This window comes from Roseimaritima multifibrata (genome assembly GCF_007741495.1).
Classification (GTDB): domain Bacteria; phylum Planctomycetota; class Planctomycetia; order Pirellulales; family Pirellulaceae; genus Roseimaritima; species Roseimaritima multifibrata.
This window is the reverse complement of sequence record NZ_CP036262.1, coordinates 997,511-1,020,737: the sequence shown is the minus strand read 5'-3', so window position 1 is coordinate 1,020,737 and position 23,227 is coordinate 997,511. Positions and strand designations below refer to the sequence as shown.

Here is a 23,227-nt window from a genome sequence, read left to right as displayed (position 1 = left end):
AGTGCTAATCGCTTTGATTAAGCCCTGGTCTCCTATCCATTTGACACCTCCATTTACCTTTTAACCCAGCACATGCGTGGCCGTTTTATGACTTCAATCGATCGCAACGTCTTGTGAAATACACCCTCACCCTTAGCGCCGCACTTGCTGCGAACTGGCTGCTCTGGTCGGGCTACTTCAATCACCCCTTCCTGCTGGGGGTGGGTGCAGTTTCTTGCATATTCTGCGTCTACATTGCACGACGGATGAAGATCGTCGACGACGAAGGAGCTCCGGTGCAACTAGGGATTCGCCCGTTCACACGGTACGCCCCTTGGTTGATCAAAGAAATTGTCGTTGCCAACCTGGACGTCACCCGAATTTTGCTAGCACGCAAGATGCCCATTCAGCGCTGCGTCGTCGAAGTCGACGCCCCCCAAAAGACAGAACTCGGGCGAGTGATCCTAGCGAACTCCATCACGCTAACTCCGGGGACCGTGGCGATTAACTTGCACGGTTCACAGATCACGGTTCACGCCCTATCGCTTGCAGATGCAGAAGAAGACATCGCCGGTGAGATGTCCGATCGAATCTGCGACTTGGAGCCTCCCCAATCATGACCATGACCCATCTATTTCTGGCAACTTCGATTGCGATCTTGGTCACGATGACCTTGGCCCTGATTCGAGCGATGCTTGGGCCGACGGTATTCGACCGGGTATTGGCGCTGAACATGTTTGGCACCAAGACCGTGCTCTTGATCTGCGTTTTAGATTTCATGTCGGGCCGCGATGATTTCTTAGACCTTGCCTTGCTTTACAGTTTGATGAATTTCATTGGGATGGTGGCCCTCTTACGTTTCACCGAATTTGGTGATTTCGGCGGGGAAAACCTCGAATGACATTCCCTGAAATCATGCAAATGACTGGCAACATCCTGTGCTGGCTCTTCCTCGTTAGCGGGGCATTCTTCTCCCTGATCGGAGGCATCGGGATTCTCCGTTTACCCGAATTTTTCTCTCGGATGCATGGTGGCGGGATTACCGACACCTTGGGAGCCGGTTTGATTTTAACCGGGCTGATGTTTTACGCGGGGTTCTCGCTGGTGACGGTGAAGTTGATAACCATTCTGTTTTTCGTTTGGATCACCAGTCCGACCTCCTGCCACGCGCTGGCTCGTTCAGCGTTGGCTCACGGCTTAAAGCCTGAATTAGATGCGAGCATCCTTCAGAAGAAGGGCGACAAATCATGATCGCAATCGACATCATCATCCTGGCGTTACTAGCCGCCACTGCGGTTACGATCGCACGTATCCGCGACCTTTGGGCGGCGGTCATGTTTACGGGCATCTACAGTTTTCTGTCAGCCAGTTGGATGCTGAATCTGGATGCCCCCGACGTCGCCTTTACCGAGGCGGCCGTTGGCGCGGGAATTTCAACCGTCCTGATGCTAAGCACGCTAGCCCTGACCGGCTTCAAGCAGGGTCGCTCAGGCGTACGGATCGTGCCGCTGTTAGCAGTCGTGGCTACCGGCGGGATTCTGATCTACGGGACTTTGGACATGCATCATTTCGGAGACCCCAACGCGCCGGTACAGATCTACCCGAAAGAATCGTTTGTTCAGAAATCTCAGCCCGACATGCATGGGCTGCCGAATGTGGTGACCGCCTTACTTGCGAGCTACCGCGGTTACGACACGCTGGGTGAAACCGCGGTGATCTTCACTGCAGGAACCGCCGTGTTGTTGATTCTGCGACGTGAGAAACCACGATCCAGCCGCCCAGGGTCACCGGAATCGGATTCACCGGAATCGGAACAAAATACCGAGGGAGCTTCGGCATGATCCAAACCACGTTTCCCATCGTCCGCATCGTCACGAAATTATTGATCCCATACATCCTGCTATTCGGGCTGTATGTCCAGTTCCACGGGGACTTTGGTCCCGGCGGAGGTTTCCAGGCGGGCGTGATTTTCGCCTCTGGCCTGATCCTTTATGGACTGGTCTTCGGACTGGAGGCGATTCAGCGCGTTGCGCCACCGGCGTTGATGGAACGGCTGACCGCACTTGGTGTTCTGATCTATGGCGGAACGGGGGTTCTAACGATGTACCTTGGTGGGCAATTCTTAGATTACAGCACGCTTGAACATTCGGTTGGGCATGGAATTTTGCCGAGTGGCCAGCACTTGGGAATCCTGTTAGTCGAAATGGGCGTCGGGATCACCGTCACGTCCGTCATGACGATGATTTTCTATGCGTTCGCAGGAAGGCGGAGGTCGGTATGAACTGGGATACAATTCTTGGCCTGTATAACTACTGGATCGTGATCTTTCTGATGATGACCGGGTTTTACGTGGTCATCGCGAGAGAAAACCTGATCAAGACCGTCATCGGTTTGAACCTGTTTCAAACGTCGGTGTTTCTGCTGTACATCACCATGGGAAAAGTGAAGGACGGGACCGCCCCCATCATTCCTCGAGCGATCGCAGAGAGCCACTCCGCAGCCCATGACACGCACCACTCCGCTGAAGCCGGTCATGCGATTGCAGAAACCGCCGATACGGTAGCGACCGCGGCCGCCCCAATCGCGGAGCATGCGGCCAATGCCGCAGGCGCTGTAGATGGCGTGATCTATTCGAATCCGCTTCCAAGTGTGTTGATGCTGACGGCGATTGTCGTCGGTATCGCAACGACCGCAGTGGCGCTCGCCCTTGTGGTGCGAATTCGCGAAGAGTTCGGGACCATTGACGAAGACGAAATACTGGCATTGGATAATCAGTCGTGATCGAAAGCCAGTTACCTGCCCTACAAATCGTTCTACCGCTGCTGGCCGCACCGCTGTGTGTTCTGCTAGGCGGTCGCCGCATCGCCTACCTGCTGGCGTTGGTTGTCGCCTGCTGCACTTTTGCGATATCCATCGCATTGACCGCGATGGTCCTGCAACATGGCCCGATTCATTACAACATGGGAAACTGGCAAGTCCCATACGGAATCGAATACGTCGTCGATGAACTGAGCAGCTTTGTTCTCTTGTTTATCTCGGGGATCGGAGCGGTCGTGATGGCTTACGCTCCACGAAGTATCGACGATGAAATCCCACCCTCTAAGCGGACGATGTTCTACGCTTGCTACCTGCTTTGCTTGAGCGGATTGCTGGGGATGTGCATCACGGGTGACCTTTTTAATGTCTTTGTCTTTTTGGAAATATCGTCGTTATCCTCGTATGCATTGATCAGCCTCGGACGCTCACGGCGAGCCCCTTTGGCGGCATTTCGATACCTGATCTTGGGCTCGGTCGGGGCGACCTTCATCTTGATTGGTATCGGTCTGGTCTATCACATGACCGGGACTTTAAACATGGCCGACATGGCAGCCAGACTGCCGATCGATCATGGGCCACGAACCGTCTTGGTGGCGTTCGCGTTCCTAACGGTCGGGCTATGCATCAAGATGGCCGTCTTTCCACTCCATACCTGGCTGCCCAGCGCTTATACGTACGCTCCGTCGGTCGTTTCCGCGTTCATCGCTGCCACGTCGACCAAGATTGCCGTCTACGCCTTTATTCGCGTCGTCTACGGGATCTTTACCCCCGAATTTGCCTTGGGGCATCTATCGCTGGACACGGCGTTGATCGTGTTCGCGTTAACCGGAATCTTTGCCGCTTCGATAACCGCGATTTACCAGGAGAACATCAAACTGCTGCTCGCCTATTCCAGCGTTGCTCAGATTGGGTACATGCTGCTGGGGATCAGCCTTGCCAACCAAGCCGGTTTGGCTGGGGGAATCGTCCACATGTTCAACCATGCGTTGATCAAGTGCAGTCTCTTCCTGGTGGTCGGTTGTTTCGCACTTCGCCTGGGATCGGTTCACCTTTCGGACTGGCGGGGCGCGAGCAAGACGATGCCATGGACCTCCTTTGCCTGGGTCATCAGTGGGCTGGCTTTGATCGGAGTCCCCGTCACAGCCGGGTTCGTTAGCAAGTGGATGATCCTGACGGCGGTGATCCAAACAGGTCGCTGGCCGGTGGCGGTTTTGATGTTATTAAGTTCGCTATTGGCAGTCATCTATGTCTGGCGTGTGGTCGAAACCCTTTATTTTTCCGAGCCCTCTGAAAAGGCACTGCAAGCTCGTGAGGCTCCACTGACCATGCTACTGCCCACCTATTTGCTGACCGCAGCGACGCTCGTGTTTGGTGTCTGGACGCTCTATTCCGCAGGCCTGGCCGAAAGAGCCGCCGCCGCCTTGCTTGGAGGGGGACTGTAAGATGCCTGGACTGGAATCATTAACAAGTACGCAGCTGATCCCGCTAGCGATGGGCTTGCCCTTGGTCGGCCTGCTGTTGGTCATTATCTGTGGCCGCTGGCCCAACCTTCGCGAAACCTGCAGCCTGGTCGTTTCCGGATTAGTATTTGCCACCGTCTGCCAATTGGCCGGTGACGTCTTCGCCGGCGGCAGGCCGGAATGGATCATCGGCGAAATGATCCCCGGCTTCGAAATTGCCTTCCGCGTCGAACCGCTGGGGATGCTGTTTGCCATCGTTGCTTCGGGGCTGTGGATCCTGACGACGGTCTACGCGATCGGCTACATGCGTGGGCATCACGAAAAGCACCAGACACGTTTTTTCAGTTGTTTCGCAGTGGCGATTTTCGCAGCCCTCTCGGCGGCCTTTTCGGCCAACCTGTTCACGCTGTTTGTTGCCTACGAAATCATGACGATTTCAACTTACCCACTGGTAACGCACAACGGCGATAAAGAAGCTCGCGACGGGGGCCGAGTCTACCTGGGAATCCTTCTGTCGACGTCGATCGCCCTGTTCATGTTGGCGATCGCTTGGACCTGGCAATTGGCGGGCACGCTTGATTTCCAGCTGGGAGGAATCCTCACCGAAGCCTATTCGGATCGACGGATCAGTAACCAACAACTGGGAATTTTGCTCGGGCTATTTGCATTTGGGATCGGCAAAGCCGCTTTGATGCCAATGCATCGCTGGCTTCCCGCGGCGATGGTTGCCCCAACCCCGGTCAGCGCCCTCCTGCACGCGGTTGCCGTGGTCAAGGTTGGAGTCTTTTCCATCCTGAAGGTAACGGTCTATATCTTTGGAATCGACTTACTGCAAGAAACCGAAATCAGCATCTGGCTGGCCTACGCTGCGGGGGCTTCGATCTTGCTGAGCTCTTTGGTGGCGATGACCAAAGACAACCTAAAAGCTCGTCTGGCCTATTCAACGATCAGCCAACTGGCCTACATCACGCTCGGCGCCGCACTCGCCACACCCGACAGCATTATTGGCGGCGGGATGCATATCGCGATGCACGCGGTCGGCAAGATCACCCTTTTCTTTTGTGCCGGTGCGATCTATGTCGGGGCTCATAAAAAGAACATCAGCGAGATGCGTGGGCTGGGACGCCAGATGCCCTTCACGTTTGCCGCGTTCCTGATCGCTTCGGTTAGCATCATCGGTCTGCCGCCGGGGGGCGGAGCCTGGAGCAAATGGTTCCTCGCGGTCGGGACGGTTGAGAATCACCTGTACTGGCTAACGGCTGCTTTGATGATCAGTTCGCTACTGAACATCGCCTACTTGATTCCGATTCCCATCCGCGCCTTCCAGGCTCCACTTAAGAGCCCATCCGACCATTCCGACGATACTTCTAGCACAGGCATTCACGAGGCTCCGCTGATGTGCGTGGTACCGCTTTGCATTACCGCCATCGGTAGTGTTGTGCTGTTCTTTGTGGCTCAGGCGATCTACGACGTCCTCCTGCCGATCACGTTGACACCGTAGGAATAACAGCCCATGAATCACTCATCCAATTCGCCAACCGACCAAACTCCTGAGGGGGATAGTCCTAGTTGGTTTGAACGGCCCGAGAACATTAACAAGTTAATTATCGGCTTGCTAATCGCGTGTGCGATCGTGACGCTGGCCGATTTGTTTTACACCAATCCACATGCCCACTTTGCCATCGAATCAACGTTTGCTTTTCAATCTTGGTTTGGTTTTGTGACGTTTGTGGTGGTCGTTTACCTGGGGAAGATCCTGCGATGGTTCGTCCAACGCGACGAGGACTACTATGATCGGTAACACCATCCTTCCACCGGGCTTGCTGATGATCCTGGGGGCATGGTTTTTGCCCTTTTTAAGTCGCAAAGCTCAAGCCATTGGCGTCTTGGTTTTGTCATCGGTCAGCCTGGCGCTGTTCCTCTGGACTCCGTCGGGCCAATATGGCGAATTCGAATTCCTAGGGGCCTCCCTCAACGTCGTCCGCATCGATTCGCTCAGCCGAATCTTCGGAGTGATCTTTCACCTTGCCGCGATCCTGTCGGCTTTGTATGCGCTGCATGTTCGCGACATCCGTCAGCACATCGCCGGCTTGGTCTACGCCGGAGCCGCCATCGGGGCGTGTTGTGCAGGCGATTTGATCACGCTGTTTGTGTACTGGGAATTGACCGCGATCTCGTCGGTCTTTTTGATCTGGGCAAGCGGCACCGAACGATCCTACCGAACCGGGATGCGATACCTGATTATTCAGGTTGGTTCCGGGGTGTTACTTCTTTCGGGTGTCGTCGTGCAGTATGTCACGACAGGTTCGATTGAATTCACGCGGTTCACGCCCGCCGGTGGCACGATGAGCCTTGGCGCGATGCTGATCCTGTTGGCATTTGGGGTCAAGTGTGCCTTTCCGCTGCTGCATAACTGGCTGCAGGATTCCTATCCCGAAGCGACCGTCACCGGAACCGTTTTCTTAAGTGCGTTCACGACCAAACTGGCGGTCTATTCGCTGGCGCGTGGATTTCCACAGACAGAGATATTGATCTGGATCGGGTGCGTCATGACCCTCTTCCCAATCATCTACGCTGTGATTGAAAACGACCTTCGCCGGGTCCTGGCTTACAGCCTTAACAACCAACTTGGGTTCATGGTTGTCGGTGTCGGGATCGGAACCGAACTGGCGATCAACGGTACGGTTGCACACGCGTTTTGCCATATCATCTACAAAGCCCTATTGTTTATGTCAGTCGGAGCGGTGATGTACCGGACCGGAACCGCCAAAGCAACGGAACTGGGTGGATTACATAAATCGATGCCCTGGACCGCGGGGTTCTGCCTGATCGGAGCCGGAGCGATTTCGGGGTTCCCACTGCTCAGTGGGTTCATCAGCAAATCGATGATTATCTCTGCTGCCGGGGAAGAACACCTGCTGTGGGTCTGGCTGATCCTGCTGGTTGCCTCTGCAGGGGTGATGGAACACTCGGGAATCAAGATTCCGTTTTTTGCATTCTTTGGTCACGATTCCGGAAAACGCCCCAAAGAAGCGCCGCTTCATATGCGTTTTGCAATGGGGATCGCCGCCTTCTTCTGCGTCGGATTAGGGGTCGCTTACCCACTACTGTACAAGTGGCTTCCGCACGATGTGGATTACCATCCGTACACCGTGACGCATGTCGTCACTCAACTACAATTACTATTGTTCGCCGCCCTGGCGTTCGTATTTTTGATGAAAACCCATCTTTATCCACCTGAGATTCGCTCAGTGAACTTGGATACGGACTGGATCTATCGCCGTGCCTTCCCGCAACTGATTCAGTGGGGCGGGACCGCGATTGTGATGATTGATGGCACCCTACGCCGAACCGCAATGGATACGCTCAACTGGTTTCTCAGAGGGGTTGAGCGATTGTTCAGCCCTCGAGGAATCTTTGGACGTGCGTGGCCGACGGGAACGATGACCATCTGGGCAACCATTTTGCTCGCGCTCTGTTTGGTTCTTTACTACATGTGATGTTTGTTCTTCATGACTGTTGCACCTTTGCTGTTTGAATCCCATTCGCACACACCTTTATGCATGCACGCTGACGGCCAGCCGACAGAGTATGCGGCGGTCGCCGAGGCGAGGGGCCTGCGCGGGCTACTGGTCACGTGCCACAACCCGATGCCAAGTGGGTTCTCCCACGCGGTCCGAATGCGGGAGGACCAGTTCGAAGAATACGTCGACCTGGTCGCCCAGACTCGCGAAGAATGGGAAGGCCGCGTCGACGTTCGCCTGGGACTGGAAGCGGACTATTTCGAGGGATACGAAGCCTACCTGGAAAAGCAACTCGATTCAGCGGAGTTCCACTTTGTGCTGGGATCCGTGCATCCGCAAATCCCCGAATACCGGGCTCGATACTGGAACAGCAATCCTCAGGAAATGCAGCGGCTTTATTTCCGCCTGTTGGCGAAGGCTGCCGAAACCAAGCTTTTTGATTCACTGGCACATCCAGACCTAATCAAGAACTTCACCGCTGATGGATGGCAACCGGAGGCCGTTCTGGATGACATCCGCGAGGCCTTAGACCGAATTGCCGCGACCGGGATCGCGATGGAACTGAACACGTCGGGGGTCAACAAAAAGATCTCGGAAATGAATCCGTTTCCGGGAATGCTGAAGGAAATGTGCCAGCGAGGCATCCCCGTCACTCTCGGAGCGGACGCCCATCAGCCAGAACGCGTTGCCGACGGGTATGAAATTGCCCTGCAAAAACTGTCGGACGCCGGGTACGAAGATGTCCATTTCTTCCTGAACCGCAAGCGTCAGACCGTTTCCATCGCCGATGCCAAAGCGAGCCTGCGAAGCTTAGAAGCCTAGGTTTTGCCACTTCCGCAATTCCCCTGTTGCGGATAGGTTTTAGCAGGCCCATAGATAATTTCTTGCGGCCTCCACGTTGTTGCTCCAAGGATAGGCGACACGTTTCCAAAGCTGGACGGGAGGTCCATTTCTCTTGAAAACAGCTATTAAATGCCTCTTCCGGCCCCATCCGATTCACTTTCGCCGCTAGCTTCTCAGCCCACACCGCGGCGAGCCCCCGAATTGCTAGCCCCGGCTGGCCAGTGGGAGTGTTTATCAGCAGCCATCGAAAATGGGGCGGATGCCGTTTATTTTGGGCTGGACTGCGGCTTCAATGCCCGGGCGAGAGCTAGCAATTTTCACCTCGACGATTTGGACTCGATTATGTCGACCCTCCATCATCGTGGTGTCTTGGGTTACGTAACGGTCAACACGCTCGCTTTTGCCAACGAACTGGCAGACCTGGAACGGATCCTAGCGAGGATTGCTCAGGTGGGCGTCGACGCGATCCTGGTGCAGGATTTTGGCGTCGCTCGGCTGGCTAGGCAGATTTGCCCCCAGCTGCCACTTCACGCCTCAACCCAAATGACGCTGACCAGTGCCGAAACGATTGCCGTCGCGGCGGAACTAGGCATTTCACGTGTCGTGATTCCTCGCGAAACCTCGGTCAAGGAAATCGCAAAAATCCACAGTCAAACGGATATGCCGCTAGAAGCCTTCATCCACGGGGCACTCTGCGTTGCTTATTCCGGACAATGCCTGACCAGCGAATCGCTGGGGGGCCGCAGCGCCAACCGCGGGCAATGTGCCCAGGCCTGTCGCCTGCCATACGAACTGATCTGCGATGGCGAAGACCAGGACCTGGGCGACGTCCGTTACCTCCTCAGCCCCCAAGACCTAGCTGGTTATGCGCTGATTCCGGAACTGATCGAAGCCGGGATCTGCTCCTTAAAAATTGAAGGCCGGCTGAAGACCCCTGAATACGTCGCCAATATCACCGCTCACTACCGAAACGCGATCGATCAAGCGATGGCCGACGGAGTCGTCAACCTGCCCGCCAAAGCGGTTGATGACATGCAACTTTCCTTCTCGAGAGGGTTTTCGCAGGGCTGGTTGAACGGCTGTGATCACAAGGAACTTGTCCCCGGCAAAGATTCTGCAAAACGCGGGATCCTGCTTGGTAGCATCACCGAAGTCAAACCTCATTCCGTGATCCTGGAACTCCAGCGGACACTGGCTCGAGGCGATGGCCTGGGCTTTGCCGGGGGACGTGAAGAGGGCACCCAACAAGGCGGCCGGGTTTTTGGTTTGTATCTCGACGGCAATTCGGTCGACCGAACGACGGCCAAAGATACTGAAATCGAAGTGGTTTTCGGACGCGGCGACATCGACTTTGACGAACTTCATGTCGGTCAGCTTGTCTGGAAATCGGATGACCCCGACTTAAACCGTCGGCTACGACGGTCCTACGGTGGTAAAGACCCACAGCGTTGCCAACCACTTGATATGCAAGTGACCGCCATCGCCGGGCAACCTTTGCAGGTGACCGCCACCACCGCTTCGGGCAACACCGCCAGCGATTCAGGTACCGAGCCATTGCAGGTAGCTCGCAATCTACCGGCGACCGATGAAATGATCCGAGAGAAAATCGGGCGACTGGGCGGTTCGTCCTATGAACTTCGTCAACTCTCATGCCGAATCGAAGGGAGCCCCATGGTCCCTGTCAGCATGATCAACAAACTGCGCCGATCGGTTGTCGAGAACCTACAGAAGCAGTCGGTTACGCCGGAGCATCGCGAAGTTCGCACCGACGCACTAAAAACGTTACGAATGGCACCAGCGGGTGAAGTTCGCACCGATGCCGCACAGCAAGCTCCAACCACCGAACGCCTGACGGTCCTTTGCCGCAGCCTAGAACAAATCTCTGCGGCCGCCGAGTTCGGAATCAAACACCTCTACGCCGACTTCCAGGATATTCGGTTGTACGGCGAGGCAATTCGACTGGCGTCGGAGCATCAAGCCGAAGTCATGATCGCCTCGCTGCGAATCCAGAAGCCAGGTGAACTGGGATTATTTAACGTCCTCCGCCGCACGCCACCGGCGGGAATGTTGTGCCGCAATTTGGCTGCACTAGCATTCTGCCGCGAGCAAGGCTGGCCCGCGATCGTCGATTTTTCTTTAAACGTTGCCAACGATTTGTCGGCGCGATGGATGCATTCACTGGGCGCTCAGCGGATCACTCCTTCCTACGACTTAAACCGCGAACAACTGATGGCGTTGATCGATGCCGTTCCAGCAGAATGGCTAGAAATCGTCGTGCATCAACATATGCCGATGTTCCATATGGAGCACTGCGTATTCTGCTCGGTTCTTTCCGAAGGGACCAACAAAACCAATTGCGGTCGTCCTTGCGACACCCACGTGGTTTCGCTACGAGATCGCACCGGAGTTGAACATCCACTGCAAGCCGACATCGCCTGCCGCAACACGCTTTACAACGCAGTCCCGCAAAGTGCCGCAGAAGCGGTCAGCGATTTTAAGAAACGAGGGATTCAACACTTCCGTGTTGAACTGCTTGAAGAAAACGCTGCGGATACCGCATCCATCCTGCAAACCTACCAAGAACTGTTGGCCGGTCACAAAGATGGTGCAAGCGTGTGGAAAGAACTAAAAGCACTAAACCGCGTCGGAGTGACTCGCGGGACAATGGAATCGAAACGTGACCCACTGGCGATCATCTAGGTCACGTATTCTTCCTCTTCGTCTCCGCTTGGCCTGGAAAGTTCGCCGGAATCTTCCAGATGGCGGACGATGTCGACGATCTTTTGCTGCACCCCTTCCACTTCGGAAACGCGCACGCTGCCGAGAAAGTCGATCTCTTCTTTCAAATTGTCTGCGGCTCGCGAACTCATGTTTCGCATGACCTTTTCCTGCAACGGTTCACTGGCTCCCTTAAGAGCCATCGCCCACTGCGCGGTTTCCACGTTCTTAAGGAGCGACTGAATATCGCGGTCGGTCAGTTTGGCGATATCTTCAAACACGAACATCAACCGCCGAATCCCGTCTGACAATTCGGGATCTTCACGATTAAGCGATTCCATGATCGTACGTTCGATCGACCGTTCAGAAACGTTAAGGATTTCCGCAACACTTTCCGCGCCGCCAACCTTGGCATGTTTCTGGCTGACCATGGTGCTCAAACGCTGCTCCAGCCCGCGTTCCAATTCATCGACCGCTTCGGGACTGGTACGCCCCATCGCCGCGATTCGGCGAATCACTTCCAACTGTTTTTCGGGCCCCAGACCGGCCAGCAGTTCGGCCCCATAGGCCCCCGCGGTGTGGCTCATCAACAACGCGATCGTCTGCGGATGCTCTTCATGAATGAACTGCAGCAGGGTTTGCGGATCGACCTTTTTCAAAAAGCCAAACGGCATGGCGTCGATGGTTTGCTGCAGATTACCCAACACGTCCGCGCCATCTTTCCCTAGCGCGCTCTTGATCAATTCCTTCGCTCGCTCAAGCCCTCCTTCACTGGCAAAGACCGCACTTGCTTCACTGGTGAGGAATTCGGCCATCACCACTTCTTGCTCGGTACCGCCCACCGATTCCATCTGCGCAATGCGAATGCTGATTGCTTCGATTTGACGTGGAGGCAATTTGGCCAGAACCTTCGCAGCAACGTCATTGGGCAATGACATCATCAGAATGGCTGCCTTACGCAAGCCGTCTTCGCCAAGTACTGCGGTTTCTGTCATCAAATCGACCATCGCTGTGGACTGAATGGAGTTTAGGGAGGTGGTGCCCGCACTCCTTTCCATCGGCATCGGACGATGAATCCATAAAACCACTCACCCCATCCAGTCGGTTCGCCCGGAAAGCTGGCAAACAAAACCGAATGTAACGGTTATCCGACATGCCTTAAAAAGTCACCTCTTATAAATCGCACGTCCCGAGAGGCGGAGCGATGAGTCGCGTTAGCCGGATCGAGGTGCGATAGCGACGGAGATCGGACCCGTGATAAGGCAGGACGCGTTTGCCGGAACGGTATCGCTGTCGCTCTTTGGTCCGGCCTACTTGTAGTTTGCCGGAACGGTATCGCTGTCGCTTTTTGGTCCGGCCTACTTGTAGTTTGCCGGAACGGTATCGCTGTCGCTCTTTGGTCCGGCCTACTTGTAGTTTGCCGGAACGGTATCGATGTTGCTCTTTGGTCCGGCCTACTTGTCGCAATCGGTTCACGCTTACCAGGGCAGACGACAGACGCCCCACTGTCCGTGGTTTTCGTCGACAGCAACTTCGATCCAAGACAAGGCATTCCCAAACGCATCGCCAGTCCGCTCACGAACCTGTTCGGCTAGAACGCGGGCAAGTTCCTCCGCCGTCGTGTTAATGACAGGCAATAGAATGCAATCCTCATTCGGAAAGACCCAACGGCGATCACGGAAACGAGCCGTCGTTTCTTTATCGTCCGAAGAAACCAAAATCTCTTTATGTTTGGTTGGAAGCAGAATGTGATGGTCCCACTGACTGGTTTCCGCTAACACCGCATCGCGCAGGGCAATGAAGTCGACAACGTAGCGGTTTTCATCCAGTGGACCTTCGACGGCAACACGTACACCGTAGTTGTGCCCATGAATCCGCTCGCAAATATCGCCTGCAAAGGTAATAAAATGAGCAGCCGAAAAAACGAATTGTTCTTTGGTAACGTCAACTCGAAACGTCGCAGTAGAGGATTGCATAGAGACCAAATCGTAGGTTTAGACATTCAGTGAAAGAAGGACTTCAGCGAACAGTTGCTCAGCGTTAAAGGGTTCCGGCAACTCGTTTCGAAAAACGTTCAGCGGCGGCAGCGGCAAGGTTACCGAACCATCGCCGCGGACCGTAGTCCCCCCGCATTCCTGCCCCGGCCAGTCCAGTGCCAAAAAGAGATCTGCAGCCGCAGACAGATACACAGGAGTCGCTTGGTCGCCTAATAAAATGGTTTGCTGTCCCGCCTGTCGACGCGTGCGAATCTGTTGTTCCAGCTGTTTCGGAGCGACCAACGGCAACGACGGTTGGAGGATCAACTGAACGTCACCGCAGGGGACCTTTTCCAGTGGTTCTGGAATTTGATCGCGAAACCGAACGGGACCGCTAAATCCTGCTCGCCAAAGCAAGACTTGTTTTGCTGCAGTCGATTGATCGGGAGCGACCAATACGGCTCGCATCGATTCGGACAATTGCTCAATCCATTTCAGCAACCAAGTCGCCGCCAATTCGTCCTGATCCAACGCATTTGCAGCAAGGATCAAGGCGGTGTATTTGCCGTCTTGCAGATAGCCAGCGACCGCGTGATCCATACCACTCGGATCAGACTGCTGAGCACGCAGCCAGGAACTCCAACTGGAATCCAGCCGCTGAACCACGGCTCCTGGCGACATTGAATCCGCCGACACGGAAAAATCGGCATCGCGTTCCAACAGCAAAAGCGGGGGGACACCGGGGAAGAAACGTTCCGCCAAGCGTGGCATTTCCGTCAGACAATCACCGATCAAAACAACTCGGTCCGCATGCTGCCGGACGTCCCCAAGCGTCGCCATCGTCGCCCCATCACGGCAGACCGCAGCGAATAGAGAACGCAGTGTCGCGGAGGAAGGCAGGTCGATGACGGCGTTGCTTGCTGCAGCGAAAGCAACCGCAGATCGGGCGGTTTGCAAATCGCAAAACCTTCCACGGAGGACCGGATCGCGTGCGCTGTCCCAAATCGTCGCCAGCGCGTCGATCGCCTGCACAGGATCAACGGGCTGCCCATTCAGATAGGCAACCGCACCGCTGCTGGAGATTCGCTGCTGCAATTGTCGCTCCGCCAGCCCGCAGGCAGGCTGGAGAGTCAACTGATTTTCGGTGAGCCCCATCTGCAGGTCTTCACACGCCAAAGAGCACGCCGAACAGGTCCAAAGAGGGTTCTTCATGGAACTAACCTTTCCAGCATGTCGGACGTGCTATTTAGCTATCGATAAGGCGCAAAGGATTTCTCCGCACTTAGCAAGCCACTATTCGTCACCCAGATAGAGCAACTGAATTTTGGCATTCGGAATCTTCGGCTGCAGTTCGTCAACACCTTCTTGAGTCACCGCCGTACGGGTCACGATCAAATCTTTCAGGCCTTGCATGCCTTCCAGTTCTTTTAGTCCATCGTTTGTAATCAACGTCGAACCAAGATGCAGGAAGGTCAACTGGTCCATCTCGCTTAGGTTCTTCAGCCCAGCGTCCGTTAGACGGGTGTTATCAAGATTCAACCAAGTCAGTTTCTCAAGCGACTTCAAAGGATCGATCCCGGCATCGGAGATATTCAGACGCCAGAGATTCAGTTTCTGCATTTCCTTTAACTCACCAAGTGGAACCATCGCATCTTCACTCAGCTGCGAGCATTCGCTCAAGTCCAGTTCGACTAACTTGCTTAGCTTGGGGATATCGGCCATCCCGTCTGCGCCGATCAGGGTCCGCGAGATCCGTAGCTTTTTCAAATTTGGAAACTGTGCCAGAAGACCGATCGCTTCGTCGCCGATGGTCGTTTCGGCAAGATAAAGTTCCTGCAACTGCGTAAGGGGCGCCAGTTCAGCAAGCCCTTCTTCGCTAACCCACAAAAAATCGACTGCCAGGACCTTTAGATTGGTAAGCTTGGCGACGTGTTCCATTCCATAATCACTGACATCACAGTCACCCGATTTTCCCGACAAGCGAAGGGCTTTCAGTTTGCTTAGTCCGGTCAACTCGGCAAGCCCGTCGTCTCCGACGGGGCAATCACGCAGGTCTAGGTCTTCAAGCGATTTGATCTGACCGATTGTTTTCAGGCCTTCGTTCGTCACTTTTGTTCCGCCCAAACGGAGCGCTCGCAAGCGGGGCAGCTTGGTCAGCGGAGCGAGATCGGCGTCGGACACTTCGGTGCCTCGGTAATCGACATCGATAATTGCGCCATCACCATCACGGCGAATTTTGACGGGGATGGACCCCGATTCAATCGCTGCAACCGCATCGGCATCATCGATCGATGGCTTGGGCTGCGGTTTTACAGCGGCCGGTTTTGCAGGTGCCGGTTTCATCGTCGCCTTAGCAGCCGACGGCTTGTTTTCTTTCGCGGTAATTTTGGAATACGGATTGGGTTTGGGGCCCAGCGATTCACGTTCCAGCACTTCCTGATCCCGCTCTTGGTAGGGAACCTGGTCGACGGTGCGTTGGCGGTCGCATCCACAGGCAAGAAGGATGGTCAGGCAACAAAGATTGGGCAGCAAGATGCGAAGCATGAAGACTCTCCGAGGGAGAAAGAGAGATGTAGGCGAGACAGGCATAGTGAAAGCAATGACAGGGAAATTATGACAGTTTTGACGTTTCTCAACCACCCAACGGCTGCCGCAGGCTGCCTACTGGGTCGCGGAGCTTACCGAGTCTAATCAGCGATTCGAAAGGGAGGTTGGAACGGCGTGGACTTAGGCATATTGAGCGGACTTCGGGGGGTGCGATCGTCTACCGCAGCAAGGCGACTTCGCCACGTGTAACCAGCTGAAAACCTCCGTCGTGCCCAAACCGCCAGATTCGGGGGGGATCGGCAGAATCGACCGACAAAGCATTTGAGGGCAACCAAAAACTGACGGCGTGGAAAAAAGAGGGTCCCGAGGGCTTGGACCTGACGTGTCCCACAGCCAGCGATACCAATAGTACGAAAGAGAGGCTGTCCCCCTGGGCCTTTCAACTTTGGTCAGAAGTCCTTACCCCCAACGACGGAAATCAAATCAGATGGCAAAGTACTACGTTCAGTCCGGAACCGTTCGCACAGTCGTTTCCGCAACCGATTCTCGCCGTGCGGCCCTCTGGGCCGTCCACAAAGTGATGCAGCAGATCGTCCCTACCTATGATGATTCCTGCGATTCGCCCTCTGAGAAAGCCTGCCAGGCCCAGGCGGGGGGCATGTTCGTCCTGGATTCGCAGATTCGCCTAAGCGAAAAAGGGTTCGATCGTGACGATTGCAGCAGCATGGAGACATTTGAAGTGGTCACAGAGTGGAATCAACTGATGGTAGCCCTTGATCGGTTGCAGGATTGGCTATGATGAAGGTTCGCTATCAACTTCGGGCAATCCTTCGCGATTGACGAAATCTGGCGAGCCTTTGACAGGCAGCCTGGGTACAATAAAATAGAACATTGGCCCACCTTACCTCCACTCGCGAGCGTGTTACATGAGCACCCAACTGTTAGCTTTTGCTATGCCCGGTTTACCCGAAATGATGATCGTCTTGTTTGTCGCATTATTGCTATTCGGCGGAGCTCGTTTGCCGTCGCTGATGCGAAACATGGGACGGAGCATCAATGAGTTCAAAAGCGGGATGAGCGACCAAGGCGATTCGGACGATGTTCCTCAAGACAGTGACTCAAAATCGAAGCCCGTCGTCTAATTTTCACAACGTCTGTGTTAATACCATTGATTTCATTGCTCCCTTCCAAGGTACCTGTTCGTGTTTGGACTTAGCTTTTTTGAGCTCGGGGTTATCGGTGTGGTTGCTGTCCTGTTGTTCGGGGCAAAACTACCGGAAGTTGCGAGAACTCTAGGGGGAAGCTACAGCGAACTGAAACGTGGGATGAGCGATATCCAGAATCAGTTTCGGGTGGCGGAATTGGAAATGTCCCGTCCGAAGCCGATTGAAAAAGAAGAAGATGATGACGACGATTTTGGGCCTGGAACGACTACGTCGGCCCCCAAGTTCTCGCCCCCCCCGGTCGAGCAAACTTAATTCTTTCTGATTGCTAGCCGATTTCTTCGCCAGCGGTGCCGCGGCACCCTCATTCACCGCTTACAATAGAGTCCCGTCGCAGCTTCCTTCGCGGACCTTTCATAGCAGTGATTAAGGAATGAAATCATGTCAGACGACAAGCCTGCGGGTCGCGTTACGATCAACGCCGCGTTTCTACAAGAAATCAAAGCGGATCATCAACAACTGAAAGAATTGCTCGAACGGCTTCGAGCCTGGAGCGCGCAACCGCAAGCGATGCCCAACCATAATCGAGAATTTACGGAAACCCTGGGCGCTTTAAGAGATCAACTGGCTTTTCATTTTTCTTTAGAAGAAGCCTACGGCTACTTTGAAGATGCCATTGAATCCTCGCCGCGACTTGACAACCAAGCGCATGCGCTCCGAGCCCAACATGCTGAGCTATTTGTATTGGCTCGAGATTTAGCGGATTCGGCCAACCAACGAGACCTGGAACAACTGACCCAGTGCGAAGCATTGGCAGCTCAGTTCCAAGTCTTTGATAAGGCTTTAAAAGCCCACGAATCGGCCGAGCTGAATTTGATTTTAGTTGCTTTGGAAGAAGACCTAGGAGTGGGTGATTGATGGATAATAAGCTGACACTTTCCAGTGGCGACAAACTACCTCAACTGGGGTTAGGCATGTGGAAAGTCGCTCCTGACCGCTGTGCCTCATTGGTTGATGAAGCGGTCCAAGTTGGCTATCGACATTTCGATTGCGCCTGTGACTATGGCAATGAATCCGAGATCGGCGTCGGGCTGCAACAGGTTCTGCAGCAATCGACCGTCGCTCGTGAAGACCTTTGGATCACGTCGAAACTCTGGAACACTTACCATCGCGCCGAACATGTTCGCCCAGCCCTACAGCGGACGCTGAACGACCTCCGCGTCGATTACCTCGATCTGTATCTGATCCATTTCCCGATTGCGTTGCAATTCGTTGATTTCGAAACGAACTATCCACCCGGCTGGTTCCCGGATCCGTCTGCCGACGATCCAAAGATGGCAATGGACGCGGTGCCGATCGCGGAAACGTGGGCAGCGATGGAAGAACTGGTCACTTCGGGCTTGGTTCGAAACATTGGGGTTTGCAATTTCGGCACTTCGCTGCTGCGCGATCTATTAAATTCATCCAAGATCGCTCCTTCGGTACTCCAGGTTGAATCCCATCCCTACCTGGTCCAAGAAAAATTGCTCCGCTTCTGCCAGCAACAAAAGATCGCCTACACCGCCTTTTCGCCGCTGGGGGCTCTTTCGTATCACGAAATGAACCGGGCGACGGAATCAGATACCGTGTTGACCGAACCGGTGATCCAGCAGATCGCACGGAAACATGGCAAAACGGAAGCTCAGATTGTTCTCCGCTGGGGCATCCAGCGTGGAACCGCAATCATCCCGAAAACCTCTCACAAAGAACGGCTGGTCGAAAATTTCGCACTCTTCGATTTTCAGCTAAGCTCCGAAGAGATGTCTCAGATCAGTGGACTGGATCAACACCGCCGCTTCAATGACCCAGGCGATTTTTGCGAAGAAGCGTTTAATACATTCTGTCCAATCTATGAATGATCCCGCGGTCCAATGACGTCCTCCGAAACGATCGTTGAAGCAAGGCTGGTCCAGACGCCGCCTCCAGGGATTCTAAAGCGAGCTCAAAACAGTCGAATTGCGATCCTCGCGGTGCTGTTTTTGATGACCGGTTTTTTGGGGATTCCGCTCCTCTGGATGAACCCTAATTTTTCCCGCACGGAAAGATGGACCTGGGCCATTGTCGTCACGATTTACACCTGCATCCTGATCGCATTCACGTGCGGTGTGGTTTATTGGTCGCTGAATAGCATCCGATCCAATCTATAAACCGAACCATCTGGCCCGATTCTGCGTAACAAGCGGGAGGCCGTTTTAGTCCGTCCCAAACCCGATTTGCATACTTTACGCCGATGGAATCGAACCAAGCTACCACCGCTTTTTCGGACCTCACGGAAAGTGCGGAGTCGATTCAAATCGCCCCGGTTAGGGTCAGTGGATTCTTTGCATTGCTGTTTGGATTGCTAAGCATCCTCAACATCCTGACGACCTACTTTATCCCTCTGGTCGTGGCCGCATTCGTATGCGGGGCTATCGCTTTCCGCCCCTCTCCGTTTGGCCCGGCCGTTGGCCAAAAAGCCGCTGTGCTGGGAATGCTGCTTGCCCTCTTTTTCGGAACCTGGGGGATTTCAAAATCCCAGACAATGGATCGAGGCATCGCCGAAGGAGCCGACCAATTTGCCGCGGACTGGGCGGAACTGGCTCGGCAGGGCGAATGGGAAATCGTGATGGAACTGATGAATGCTCCCTCTGCCCGGCAGAATCCTAAAATGCCGTTGAAGGAATTTTACGCAAACAACCCGATGCGAATCGAAGCGTTGAGCGAATTCCGAGAACGGCCCGACATCTCCCAAATGGTCAACGCCAGACAACTGCTTGACTGGCAAATAAGCGAACCGTCGAAGATCTATACCGACCGTGGCAAGATCTTGGCGGTCGTCAAATTCAAAGACGCAAGCGGATCGATCGAAGGAGAACTATCGATCGAAATGGAGCGAAAATGGGACGAAGATTCCGAACGCTACGAATGGCAAGTTCGCGATTTCAAGATCGCTTAAACGTTCGCTGCAATGCCGAATCTTTGAACCGCTAAAACGCCAATGCCCCGCACAGCTACTTCCCGACGCGATGGCGATAGTAGACTTCTAGGCTAAGCGCTGCCAACGCGGTCGTATAGACGCGTCCGCCGTAGCCTCCCCAAACCGAATCGGTAGGCCAACTACCGTCGGCTTGCTGGCTTTTCAGCAGCGTTTGCTTGAGATGGTGGTTCCATTTCTCCCACGCTGGATCTTGCAATTGGTGCAAGGCCAACGAAGCGTAGTACCAGTAATACAGATTCGGTTGCCCCGTCCCCGGCAGCTCTTCCAAGAGATAACGTTCCGCCTCCTGAACTTCCAACGCTGGAACCTGTTCCCCGATCATCAATCGCATGGCCAACGCTTCGGCGGTCATCGTTCTGGAAGCGGGATGACCGGTCCGGTAGCATGCCAAACCGCCATACGAACCGAGCCGAACCGAGCGTAAAAAATGACTTGCCAGGGGAAGGGTCCGCGGGTCCAGGGGTATGTCCGCCTGCCGTGCACTATCAAGCATCATGACCTGCCAGCCAAGCTGACTGGTGTCCCCCGTTTCTCCTGCTCGATAACGCCAACCGCCTGTGGTTGGATGCTGCAGTCGCTGTGTATACGAAACGGCGGCGCGCGCCGCTGCAATCGCTTGCGGATCTTTGGTCATCGCTGCCGCTTCACAGAGCGCCAGCGATGCCATCCCATGGCAATAGGTTTGTGCAAACGGGGTTGCCGGTCCCGCCAGCGACCCGTTGGGGGCTTGGTTGCGAATCAAATAGCTAAGCCCCGCATGAATGTTGTTGGCGTAGGGTCCTTCGCGATGCGTGCTACCGCTACCTAACATCGACAGGAGGGCCAAACCGGTAATCGCGTTAGTAGCGCGAGTCCCCGCGCCCGCACGGGTTTCTCCAAGCACCTTACGCTCCTGGCCGGCTCCACTAGCGATCGCATCCCACGATCCGTCGGCACGTTGGTAATACGCCAACCAGCGGAGGGCAGCCTCCACAGCCGCTTCGGTCTGCGCGTCTCCGCCCAGTTGCTTCAAAGCCGACTGCTTGGCTTCACCCGTTCGATTGGCAAAATCTCCTTCTTGATCTGCAACCACGCGAGCGGACGCCGCTTGTGCCGGCGTCGACCGCGAGGAAGCGGGTGCCTGTGATTGTGAAGCGGCGATTGCCTGAACGGATGAATCCGCTTTAACCGATGGCGAAGCGGCTGCATTGGGTGCGTCGCCTGCCGCGGGCGATTGATCAACCGCCACCGTCTGCGCCAGTTCCAAGGCAGCAAGCATTTCATCTAAGCCGGCATCGAATTCAGTATCGAAATCCGAGCTGACTTCCGGGCTGTCGATAGCCTCAGCCAACTGTGCGGTCAAATCGGTTTCGACAGATGGCGGGGTAGGGGAGGCCGGTTCCGCGTCGGGGACAACCGGTGCCGGCGGCGCAACCGGCAGGGGCTCCATGGCCAATGTCGGATCGTCGCCGGATTGATCATCAAGCGGTTCGTCGCTCAGGTCCGAGAGGGTGATGTCCGCGACACGGACCTCTTCATTCCCCGCCCCCTTAGGGGCTCCACCACCGGGCCGAGTCACCAAGGGCATCAGCCAAAACAGCAGCCCGTGCAGGACAATGGACAGCGTGATACAGATTGCAGCGGCCCGCGGACGACGGCGACGACCGCGGCGCATAAGCCACCAGGTTGCCATCAACAGAATGATAGCAACACCGGCGATCGGCCAGACAACCCGTGGGTCGGTCCACATATTTATTTAAAGCCTCAACGTCGCTGAGGTTGAACTGCAATTCCTAAATTTTCGACACCACTACTGCGGCAGACATGGAGGATTTCCGTAAACCGAGCGAGTGATTCACTGGCATCGGCTCGAACACTTACTTGCAAATCAGGATAAGAAGCATGCGCCACCTGGAGATCCGAACGGAGCTGAGCAAGACTGACCGGCTGACCATCTAAGGTGACCTGCCCATCTGGCGTCAAATCGACCGTTCGGCGATCCGGACCACGCACCATCGGATTCAGTTGTCCGACTCCGGGCAGATTGATCGGGATCTGACTTTCTTGTTCGGTGAATTTCGCTCCCACCATGAAAAAAATCACCAACAGAAAGACAACGTCGATCATCGGCGTCAGGTTGAGAGTCGCCTCTTCAGCAGATCGACGTCGCATGGCAATGGTTTACTTGGCAAAACGATAAGTGACATAAAATTCGAATAGGAGGTCCCCACACCTTTACCGTTAAGGGACCCAACACGCGGCTCAGACTAGGCGGCTCGACGTGATTTACGGCTGCGACTTGACCCCGATTCAAGGCCCTCTGCACTGATCGAATCGATGACTTTCTGACAGAGGCTATCGATTTCGACCAGGTAACGATCCGCTTTGCTGGTGAAGTACATGTAAGCCAGATAGGCGGGGATTGCGACGGACAGCCCACCTGCGGTTGTCAACAAAGCGACACTGATCCCCGAAGCCAACATTTCGGGACGCCCGACCGATTCTTCGGATGCCATCATGTCAAAGGCTTCGATCATCCCCAGCACGGTCCCCAACAATCCCAGCAGCGGAGCCACATTGCTGATCGCGTGAAACACCCGCAAGAATTTTCTCAAACTATCGGTAACACGATCTCCAGCATCCATAACCGCTTGTTCGATTTCGATAACCGGTCGGCCCCAACGTTTAATCGCCGCATGAAAAACCTCTGCAACAGGGCAGTCGAATTCATCGCAAATCTGGGCGGCTTCCTCGTAACTTAACTGGCCGTCTTCAACGCATTCTGTGAATCGGCGCACAAACGGGCGAGGGATAACCCGCCCACGGCGGAGCGCCACCAAGCGTTCCAGCGACAATGCGAAAACGATCAGCGAACAAATTCCCAGGGGAATCATCAACAGCCCCCCCTCGGTCAATCGCTGCACAAACGCAGGCATTGCCGAAGCCTCCGCGTCCACCGCTTCTTCGCCAGCCACCGGTTCGGCGGCTGCGGGAACGCCAGTTTGCGGGATCATCGGAGCCGGTTGTGTCACACCACTTCCCCCCATTTGCATTCGCCCCGACTGACTGGGCATCGAAATAGGGCCGGAAGGGGGCGCGGGATACTGGGCATGAACCGGAGCGGCTGCAATGCCTAGCAACAACAAACAGATCGACATTCGCGATCTAAACGAAAGCGTGGCAAGCGGCGTGCAGCAGCAGAGAT

26 protein-coding genes are annotated in these 23,227 nt (G+C 55.0%); 19 read left to right on the top strand and 7 right to left on the bottom strand.

The window, feature by feature from the left end:
• The first annotated feature begins 113 nt into the window (after positions 1 to 113).
• From FF011L_RS03865 to FF011L_RS03810, 12 genes are all read left to right on the top strand, one after another.
• Positions 114 to 599 carry a Na+/H+ antiporter subunit E gene (locus FF011L_RS03865; RefSeq protein WP_145350288.1) on the top strand — a complete coding sequence of 162 codons (486 nt, stop codon included), beginning with the start codon at positions 114 to 116 and terminating at the stop codon, positions 597 to 599.
• Positions 600 to 601: 2 nt separating this feature from the next.
• The gene (locus tag FF011L_RS03860; RefSeq protein WP_246109719.1) at positions 602 to 880 is read left to right on the top strand and encodes a monovalent cation/H+ antiporter complex subunit F; all 279 of its coding nucleotides are present in this window, start codon (positions 602 to 604) and stop codon (positions 878 to 880) included.
• A complete protein-coding gene (mnhG, locus tag FF011L_RS03855; protein WP_246109718.1) occupies positions 877 to 1,230 on the top strand; it encodes a monovalent cation/H(+) antiporter subunit G in 354 nt (117 codons plus the stop codon). The genes FF011L_RS03860 and mnhG overlap by 4 nt, the downstream gene beginning before the upstream one ends.
• Complete coding sequence (locus tag FF011L_RS03850; RefSeq protein WP_145350285.1) at positions 1,227 to 1,820, top strand: DUF4040 domain-containing protein; 594 nt, start codon at positions 1,227 to 1,229, stop codon at positions 1,818 to 1,820. The genes mnhG and FF011L_RS03850 overlap by 4 nt, the downstream gene beginning before the upstream one ends.
• Positions 1,817 to 2,260 (top strand): Na(+)/H(+) antiporter subunit B, encoded by a 444-nt coding sequence (locus tag FF011L_RS03845; protein WP_145350283.1) that lies wholly within the window; start codon positions 1,817 to 1,819, stop codon positions 2,258 to 2,260. Before FF011L_RS03850 ends, FF011L_RS03845 begins: the two co-directional genes overlap by 4 nt.
• Positions 2,257 to 2,760, top strand: coding sequence for a sodium:proton antiporter (locus FF011L_RS03840; protein ID WP_145350281.1), 504 nt, complete (start codon positions 2,257 to 2,259; stop codon positions 2,758 to 2,760). The genes FF011L_RS03845 and FF011L_RS03840 overlap by 4 nt, the downstream gene beginning before the upstream one ends.
• Positions 2,757 to 4,238: a monovalent cation/H+ antiporter subunit D family protein gene (locus FF011L_RS03835; RefSeq protein ID WP_246109717.1), complete on the top strand. Its 1,482-nt coding sequence runs from the start codon at positions 2,757 to 2,759 to the stop codon at positions 4,236 to 4,238. The genes FF011L_RS03840 and FF011L_RS03835 overlap by 4 nt, the downstream gene beginning before the upstream one ends.
• A 1-nt stretch (position 4,239) precedes the next feature.
• Positions 4,240 to 5,757 (top strand): monovalent cation/H+ antiporter subunit D family protein, encoded by a 1,518-nt coding sequence (locus tag FF011L_RS03830; RefSeq protein WP_145350280.1) that lies wholly within the window; start codon positions 4,240 to 4,242, stop codon positions 5,755 to 5,757.
• A gap of 12 nt (positions 5,758 to 5,769) precedes the next feature.
• Positions 5,770 to 6,057, top strand: coding sequence for a hypothetical protein (locus tag FF011L_RS03825; protein WP_145350278.1), 288 nt, complete (start codon positions 5,770 to 5,772; stop codon positions 6,055 to 6,057).
• Positions 6,047 to 7,756: a Na(+)/H(+) antiporter subunit D gene (locus FF011L_RS03820; RefSeq protein ID WP_145350276.1), complete on the top strand. Its 1,710-nt coding sequence runs from the start codon at positions 6,047 to 6,049 to the stop codon at positions 7,754 to 7,756. Before FF011L_RS03825 ends, FF011L_RS03820 begins: the two co-directional genes overlap by 11 nt.
• A gap of 12 nt (positions 7,757 to 7,768) precedes the next feature.
• The gene (locus FF011L_RS03815) at positions 7,769 to 8,602 is read left to right on the top strand and encodes a histidinol-phosphatase (RefSeq protein ID WP_145350274.1); all 834 of its coding nucleotides are present in this window, start codon (positions 7,769 to 7,771) and stop codon (positions 8,600 to 8,602) included.
• A gap of 363 nt (positions 8,603 to 8,965) precedes the next feature.
• A complete protein-coding gene (locus tag FF011L_RS03810; protein ID WP_246109716.1) occupies positions 8,966 to 11,323 on the top strand; it encodes a U32 family peptidase in 2,358 nt (785 codons plus the stop codon).
• On the opposite strand, the gene fliG is transcribed toward FF011L_RS03810, so the two are convergent.
• The 4 genes from fliG to FF011L_RS03790 all read right to left on the bottom strand — a co-directional run bounded on the left by fliG (position 11,320) and on the right by FF011L_RS03790 (position 15,861).
• Positions 11,320 to 12,336, bottom strand: coding sequence for a flagellar motor switch protein FliG (gene fliG / locus FF011L_RS03805; protein ID WP_145354924.1), 1,017 nt, complete (start codon positions 12,334 to 12,336; stop codon positions 11,320 to 11,322). The genes FF011L_RS03810 and fliG overlap by 4 nt on opposite strands.
• Before the next feature lie 483 nt (positions 12,337 to 12,819).
• On the bottom strand, positions 12,820 to 13,317 hold the full coding sequence (locus tag FF011L_RS03800; RefSeq protein WP_145350270.1) for a 6-pyruvoyl trahydropterin synthase family protein: 498 nt from the start codon (positions 13,315 to 13,317) through the stop codon (positions 12,820 to 12,822).
• 18 nt (positions 13,318 to 13,335) lie between these two features.
• The gene (locus FF011L_RS03795) at positions 13,336 to 14,529 is read right to left on the bottom strand and encodes a molybdopterin-binding domain-containing protein (RefSeq protein ID WP_145350268.1); all 1,194 of its coding nucleotides are present in this window, start codon (positions 14,527 to 14,529) and stop codon (positions 13,336 to 13,338) included.
• A gap of 81 nt (positions 14,530 to 14,610) precedes the next feature.
• The gene (locus FF011L_RS03790) at positions 14,611 to 15,861 is read right to left on the bottom strand and encodes a leucine-rich repeat domain-containing protein (protein ID WP_246109715.1); all 1,251 of its coding nucleotides are present in this window, start codon (positions 15,859 to 15,861) and stop codon (positions 14,611 to 14,613) included.
• Between the two features lie 490 nt (positions 15,862 to 16,351).
• Here FF011L_RS03790 and FF011L_RS03785 point away from each other — a divergent pair, with 490 nt between their 5' ends.
• From FF011L_RS03785 to FF011L_RS03755, 7 genes are all read left to right on the top strand, one after another.
• Positions 16,352 to 16,663: a hypothetical protein gene (locus tag FF011L_RS03785; protein ID WP_145350266.1), complete on the top strand. Its 312-nt coding sequence runs from the start codon at positions 16,352 to 16,354 to the stop codon at positions 16,661 to 16,663.
• Positions 16,664 to 16,817: 154 nt separating this feature from the next.
• Complete coding sequence (locus tag FF011L_RS03780; RefSeq protein ID WP_145350264.1) at positions 16,818 to 17,006, top strand: Sec-independent protein translocase subunit TatA/TatB; 189 nt, start codon at positions 16,818 to 16,820, stop codon at positions 17,004 to 17,006.
• A 60-nt stretch (positions 17,007 to 17,066) separates the two neighbouring features.
• Positions 17,067 to 17,342, top strand: coding sequence for a Sec-independent protein translocase subunit TatA/TatB (locus tag FF011L_RS03775; protein ID WP_145350262.1), 276 nt, complete (start codon positions 17,067 to 17,069; stop codon positions 17,340 to 17,342).
• A gap of 126 nt (positions 17,343 to 17,468) precedes the next feature.
• On the top strand, positions 17,469 to 17,945 hold the full coding sequence (locus FF011L_RS03770; protein WP_145350260.1) for a hemerythrin domain-containing protein: 477 nt from the start codon (positions 17,469 to 17,471) through the stop codon (positions 17,943 to 17,945).
• Positions 17,945 to 18,925, top strand: coding sequence for an aldo/keto reductase (locus tag FF011L_RS03765; protein ID WP_145350258.1), 981 nt, complete (start codon positions 17,945 to 17,947; stop codon positions 18,923 to 18,925). The genes FF011L_RS03770 and FF011L_RS03765 overlap by 1 nt, the downstream gene beginning before the upstream one ends.
• Positions 18,926 to 18,937: 12 nt before the next feature.
• A complete protein-coding gene (locus FF011L_RS03760) occupies positions 18,938 to 19,213 on the top strand; it encodes a hypothetical protein (protein ID WP_145350256.1) in 276 nt (91 codons plus the stop codon).
• An 83-nt stretch (positions 19,214 to 19,296) separates the two neighbouring features.
• A complete protein-coding gene (locus FF011L_RS03755) occupies positions 19,297 to 20,001 on the top strand; it encodes a hypothetical protein (RefSeq protein WP_145350254.1) in 705 nt (234 codons plus the stop codon).
• Positions 20,002 to 20,056: 55 nt separating this feature from the next.
• On the opposite strand, the gene FF011L_RS03750 is transcribed toward FF011L_RS03755, so the two are convergent.
• From FF011L_RS03750 to FF011L_RS03740, 3 genes are all read right to left on the bottom strand, one after another.
• A complete protein-coding gene (locus FF011L_RS03750; RefSeq protein WP_145350252.1) occupies positions 20,057 to 21,772 on the bottom strand; it encodes a prenyltransferase/squalene oxidase repeat-containing protein in 1,716 nt (571 codons plus the stop codon).
• A gap of 14 nt (positions 21,773 to 21,786) precedes the next feature.
• Positions 21,787 to 22,194, bottom strand: coding sequence for an ExbD/TolR family protein (locus FF011L_RS03745; protein ID WP_246109714.1), 408 nt, complete (start codon positions 22,192 to 22,194; stop codon positions 21,787 to 21,789).
• Between the two features lie 95 nt (positions 22,195 to 22,289).
• Entirely contained in the window at positions 22,290 to 23,180 is an 891-nt protein-coding gene (locus tag FF011L_RS03740; RefSeq protein WP_246109713.1) for a MotA/TolQ/ExbB proton channel family protein, read from the bottom strand.
• Positions 23,181 to 23,227: the final 47 nt, after the last annotated feature.

Bases quoted from the DNA above. Each gene is read 5' to 3' on its own strand.
- FF011L_RS03860 (WP_246109719.1), top strand. From the start codon at position 602: ATGACCCATCTATTTCTGGCAACTTCGATTGCGATCTTGGTCACGATG.
- mnhG (WP_246109718.1), top strand. From the start codon at position 877: ATGACATTCCCTGAAATCATGCAAATGACTGGCAACATCCTGTGCTGG.
- FF011L_RS03850 (WP_145350285.1), top strand. From the start codon at position 1,227: ATGATCGCAATCGACATCATCATCCTGGCGTTACTAGCCGCCACTGCG.
- FF011L_RS03845 (WP_145350283.1), top strand. From the start codon at position 1,817: ATGATCCAAACCACGTTTCCCATCGTCCGCATCGTCACGAAATTATTG.
- FF011L_RS03840 (WP_145350281.1), top strand. From the start codon at position 2,257: ATGAACTGGGATACAATTCTTGGCCTGTATAACTACTGGATCGTGATC.
- FF011L_RS03830 (WP_145350280.1), top strand. From the start codon at position 4,240: ATGCCTGGACTGGAATCATTAACAAGTACGCAGCTGATCCCGCTAGCG.
- FF011L_RS03825 (WP_145350278.1), top strand. From the start codon at position 5,770: ATGAATCACTCATCCAATTCGCCAACCGACCAAACTCCTGAGGGGGAT.
- FF011L_RS03820 (WP_145350276.1), top strand. From the start codon at position 6,047: ATGATCGGTAACACCATCCTTCCACCGGGCTTGCTGATGATCCTGGGG.
- FF011L_RS03815 (WP_145350274.1), top strand. From the start codon at position 7,769: ATGACTGTTGCACCTTTGCTGTTTGAATCCCATTCGCACACACCTTTA.
- FF011L_RS03810 (WP_246109716.1), top strand. From the start codon at position 8,966: ATGTCGACCCTCCATCATCGTGGTGTCTTGGGTTACGTAACGGTCAAC.
- fliG (WP_145354924.1), bottom strand. From the start codon at position 12,336: ATGACAGAAACCGCAGTACTTGGCGAAGACGGCTTGCGTAAGGCAGCC.
- FF011L_RS03800 (WP_145350270.1), bottom strand. From the start codon at position 13,317: ATGCAATCCTCTACTGCGACGTTTCGAGTTGACGTTACCAAAGAACAA.
- FF011L_RS03795 (WP_145350268.1), bottom strand. From the start codon at position 14,529: ATGAAGAACCCTCTTTGGACCTGTTCGGCGTGCTCTTTGGCGTGTGAA.
- FF011L_RS03790 (WP_246109715.1), bottom strand. From the start codon at position 15,861: ATGCTTCGCATCTTGCTGCCCAATCTTTGTTGCCTGACCATCCTTCTT.
- FF011L_RS03785 (WP_145350266.1), top strand. From the start codon at position 16,352: ATGGCAAAGTACTACGTTCAGTCCGGAACCGTTCGCACAGTCGTTTCC.
- FF011L_RS03780 (WP_145350264.1), top strand. From the start codon at position 16,818: ATGCCCGGTTTACCCGAAATGATGATCGTCTTGTTTGTCGCATTATTG.
- FF011L_RS03770 (WP_145350260.1), top strand. From the start codon at position 17,469: ATGTCAGACGACAAGCCTGCGGGTCGCGTTACGATCAACGCCGCGTTT.
- FF011L_RS03765 (WP_145350258.1), top strand. From the start codon at position 17,945: ATGGATAATAAGCTGACACTTTCCAGTGGCGACAAACTACCTCAACTG.
- FF011L_RS03760 (WP_145350256.1), top strand. From the start codon at position 18,938: ATGACGTCCTCCGAAACGATCGTTGAAGCAAGGCTGGTCCAGACGCCG.
- FF011L_RS03755 (WP_145350254.1), top strand. From the start codon at position 19,297: ATGGAATCGAACCAAGCTACCACCGCTTTTTCGGACCTCACGGAAAGT.
- FF011L_RS03750 (WP_145350252.1), bottom strand. From the start codon at position 21,772: ATGTGGACCGACCCACGGGTTGTCTGGCCGATCGCCGGTGTTGCTATC.
- FF011L_RS03745 (WP_246109714.1), bottom strand. From the start codon at position 22,194: ATGCGACGTCGATCTGCTGAAGAGGCGACTCTCAACCTGACGCCGATG.
- FF011L_RS03740 (WP_246109713.1), bottom strand. From the start codon at position 23,180: ATGTCGATCTGTTTGTTGTTGCTAGGCATTGCAGCCGCTCCGGTTCAT.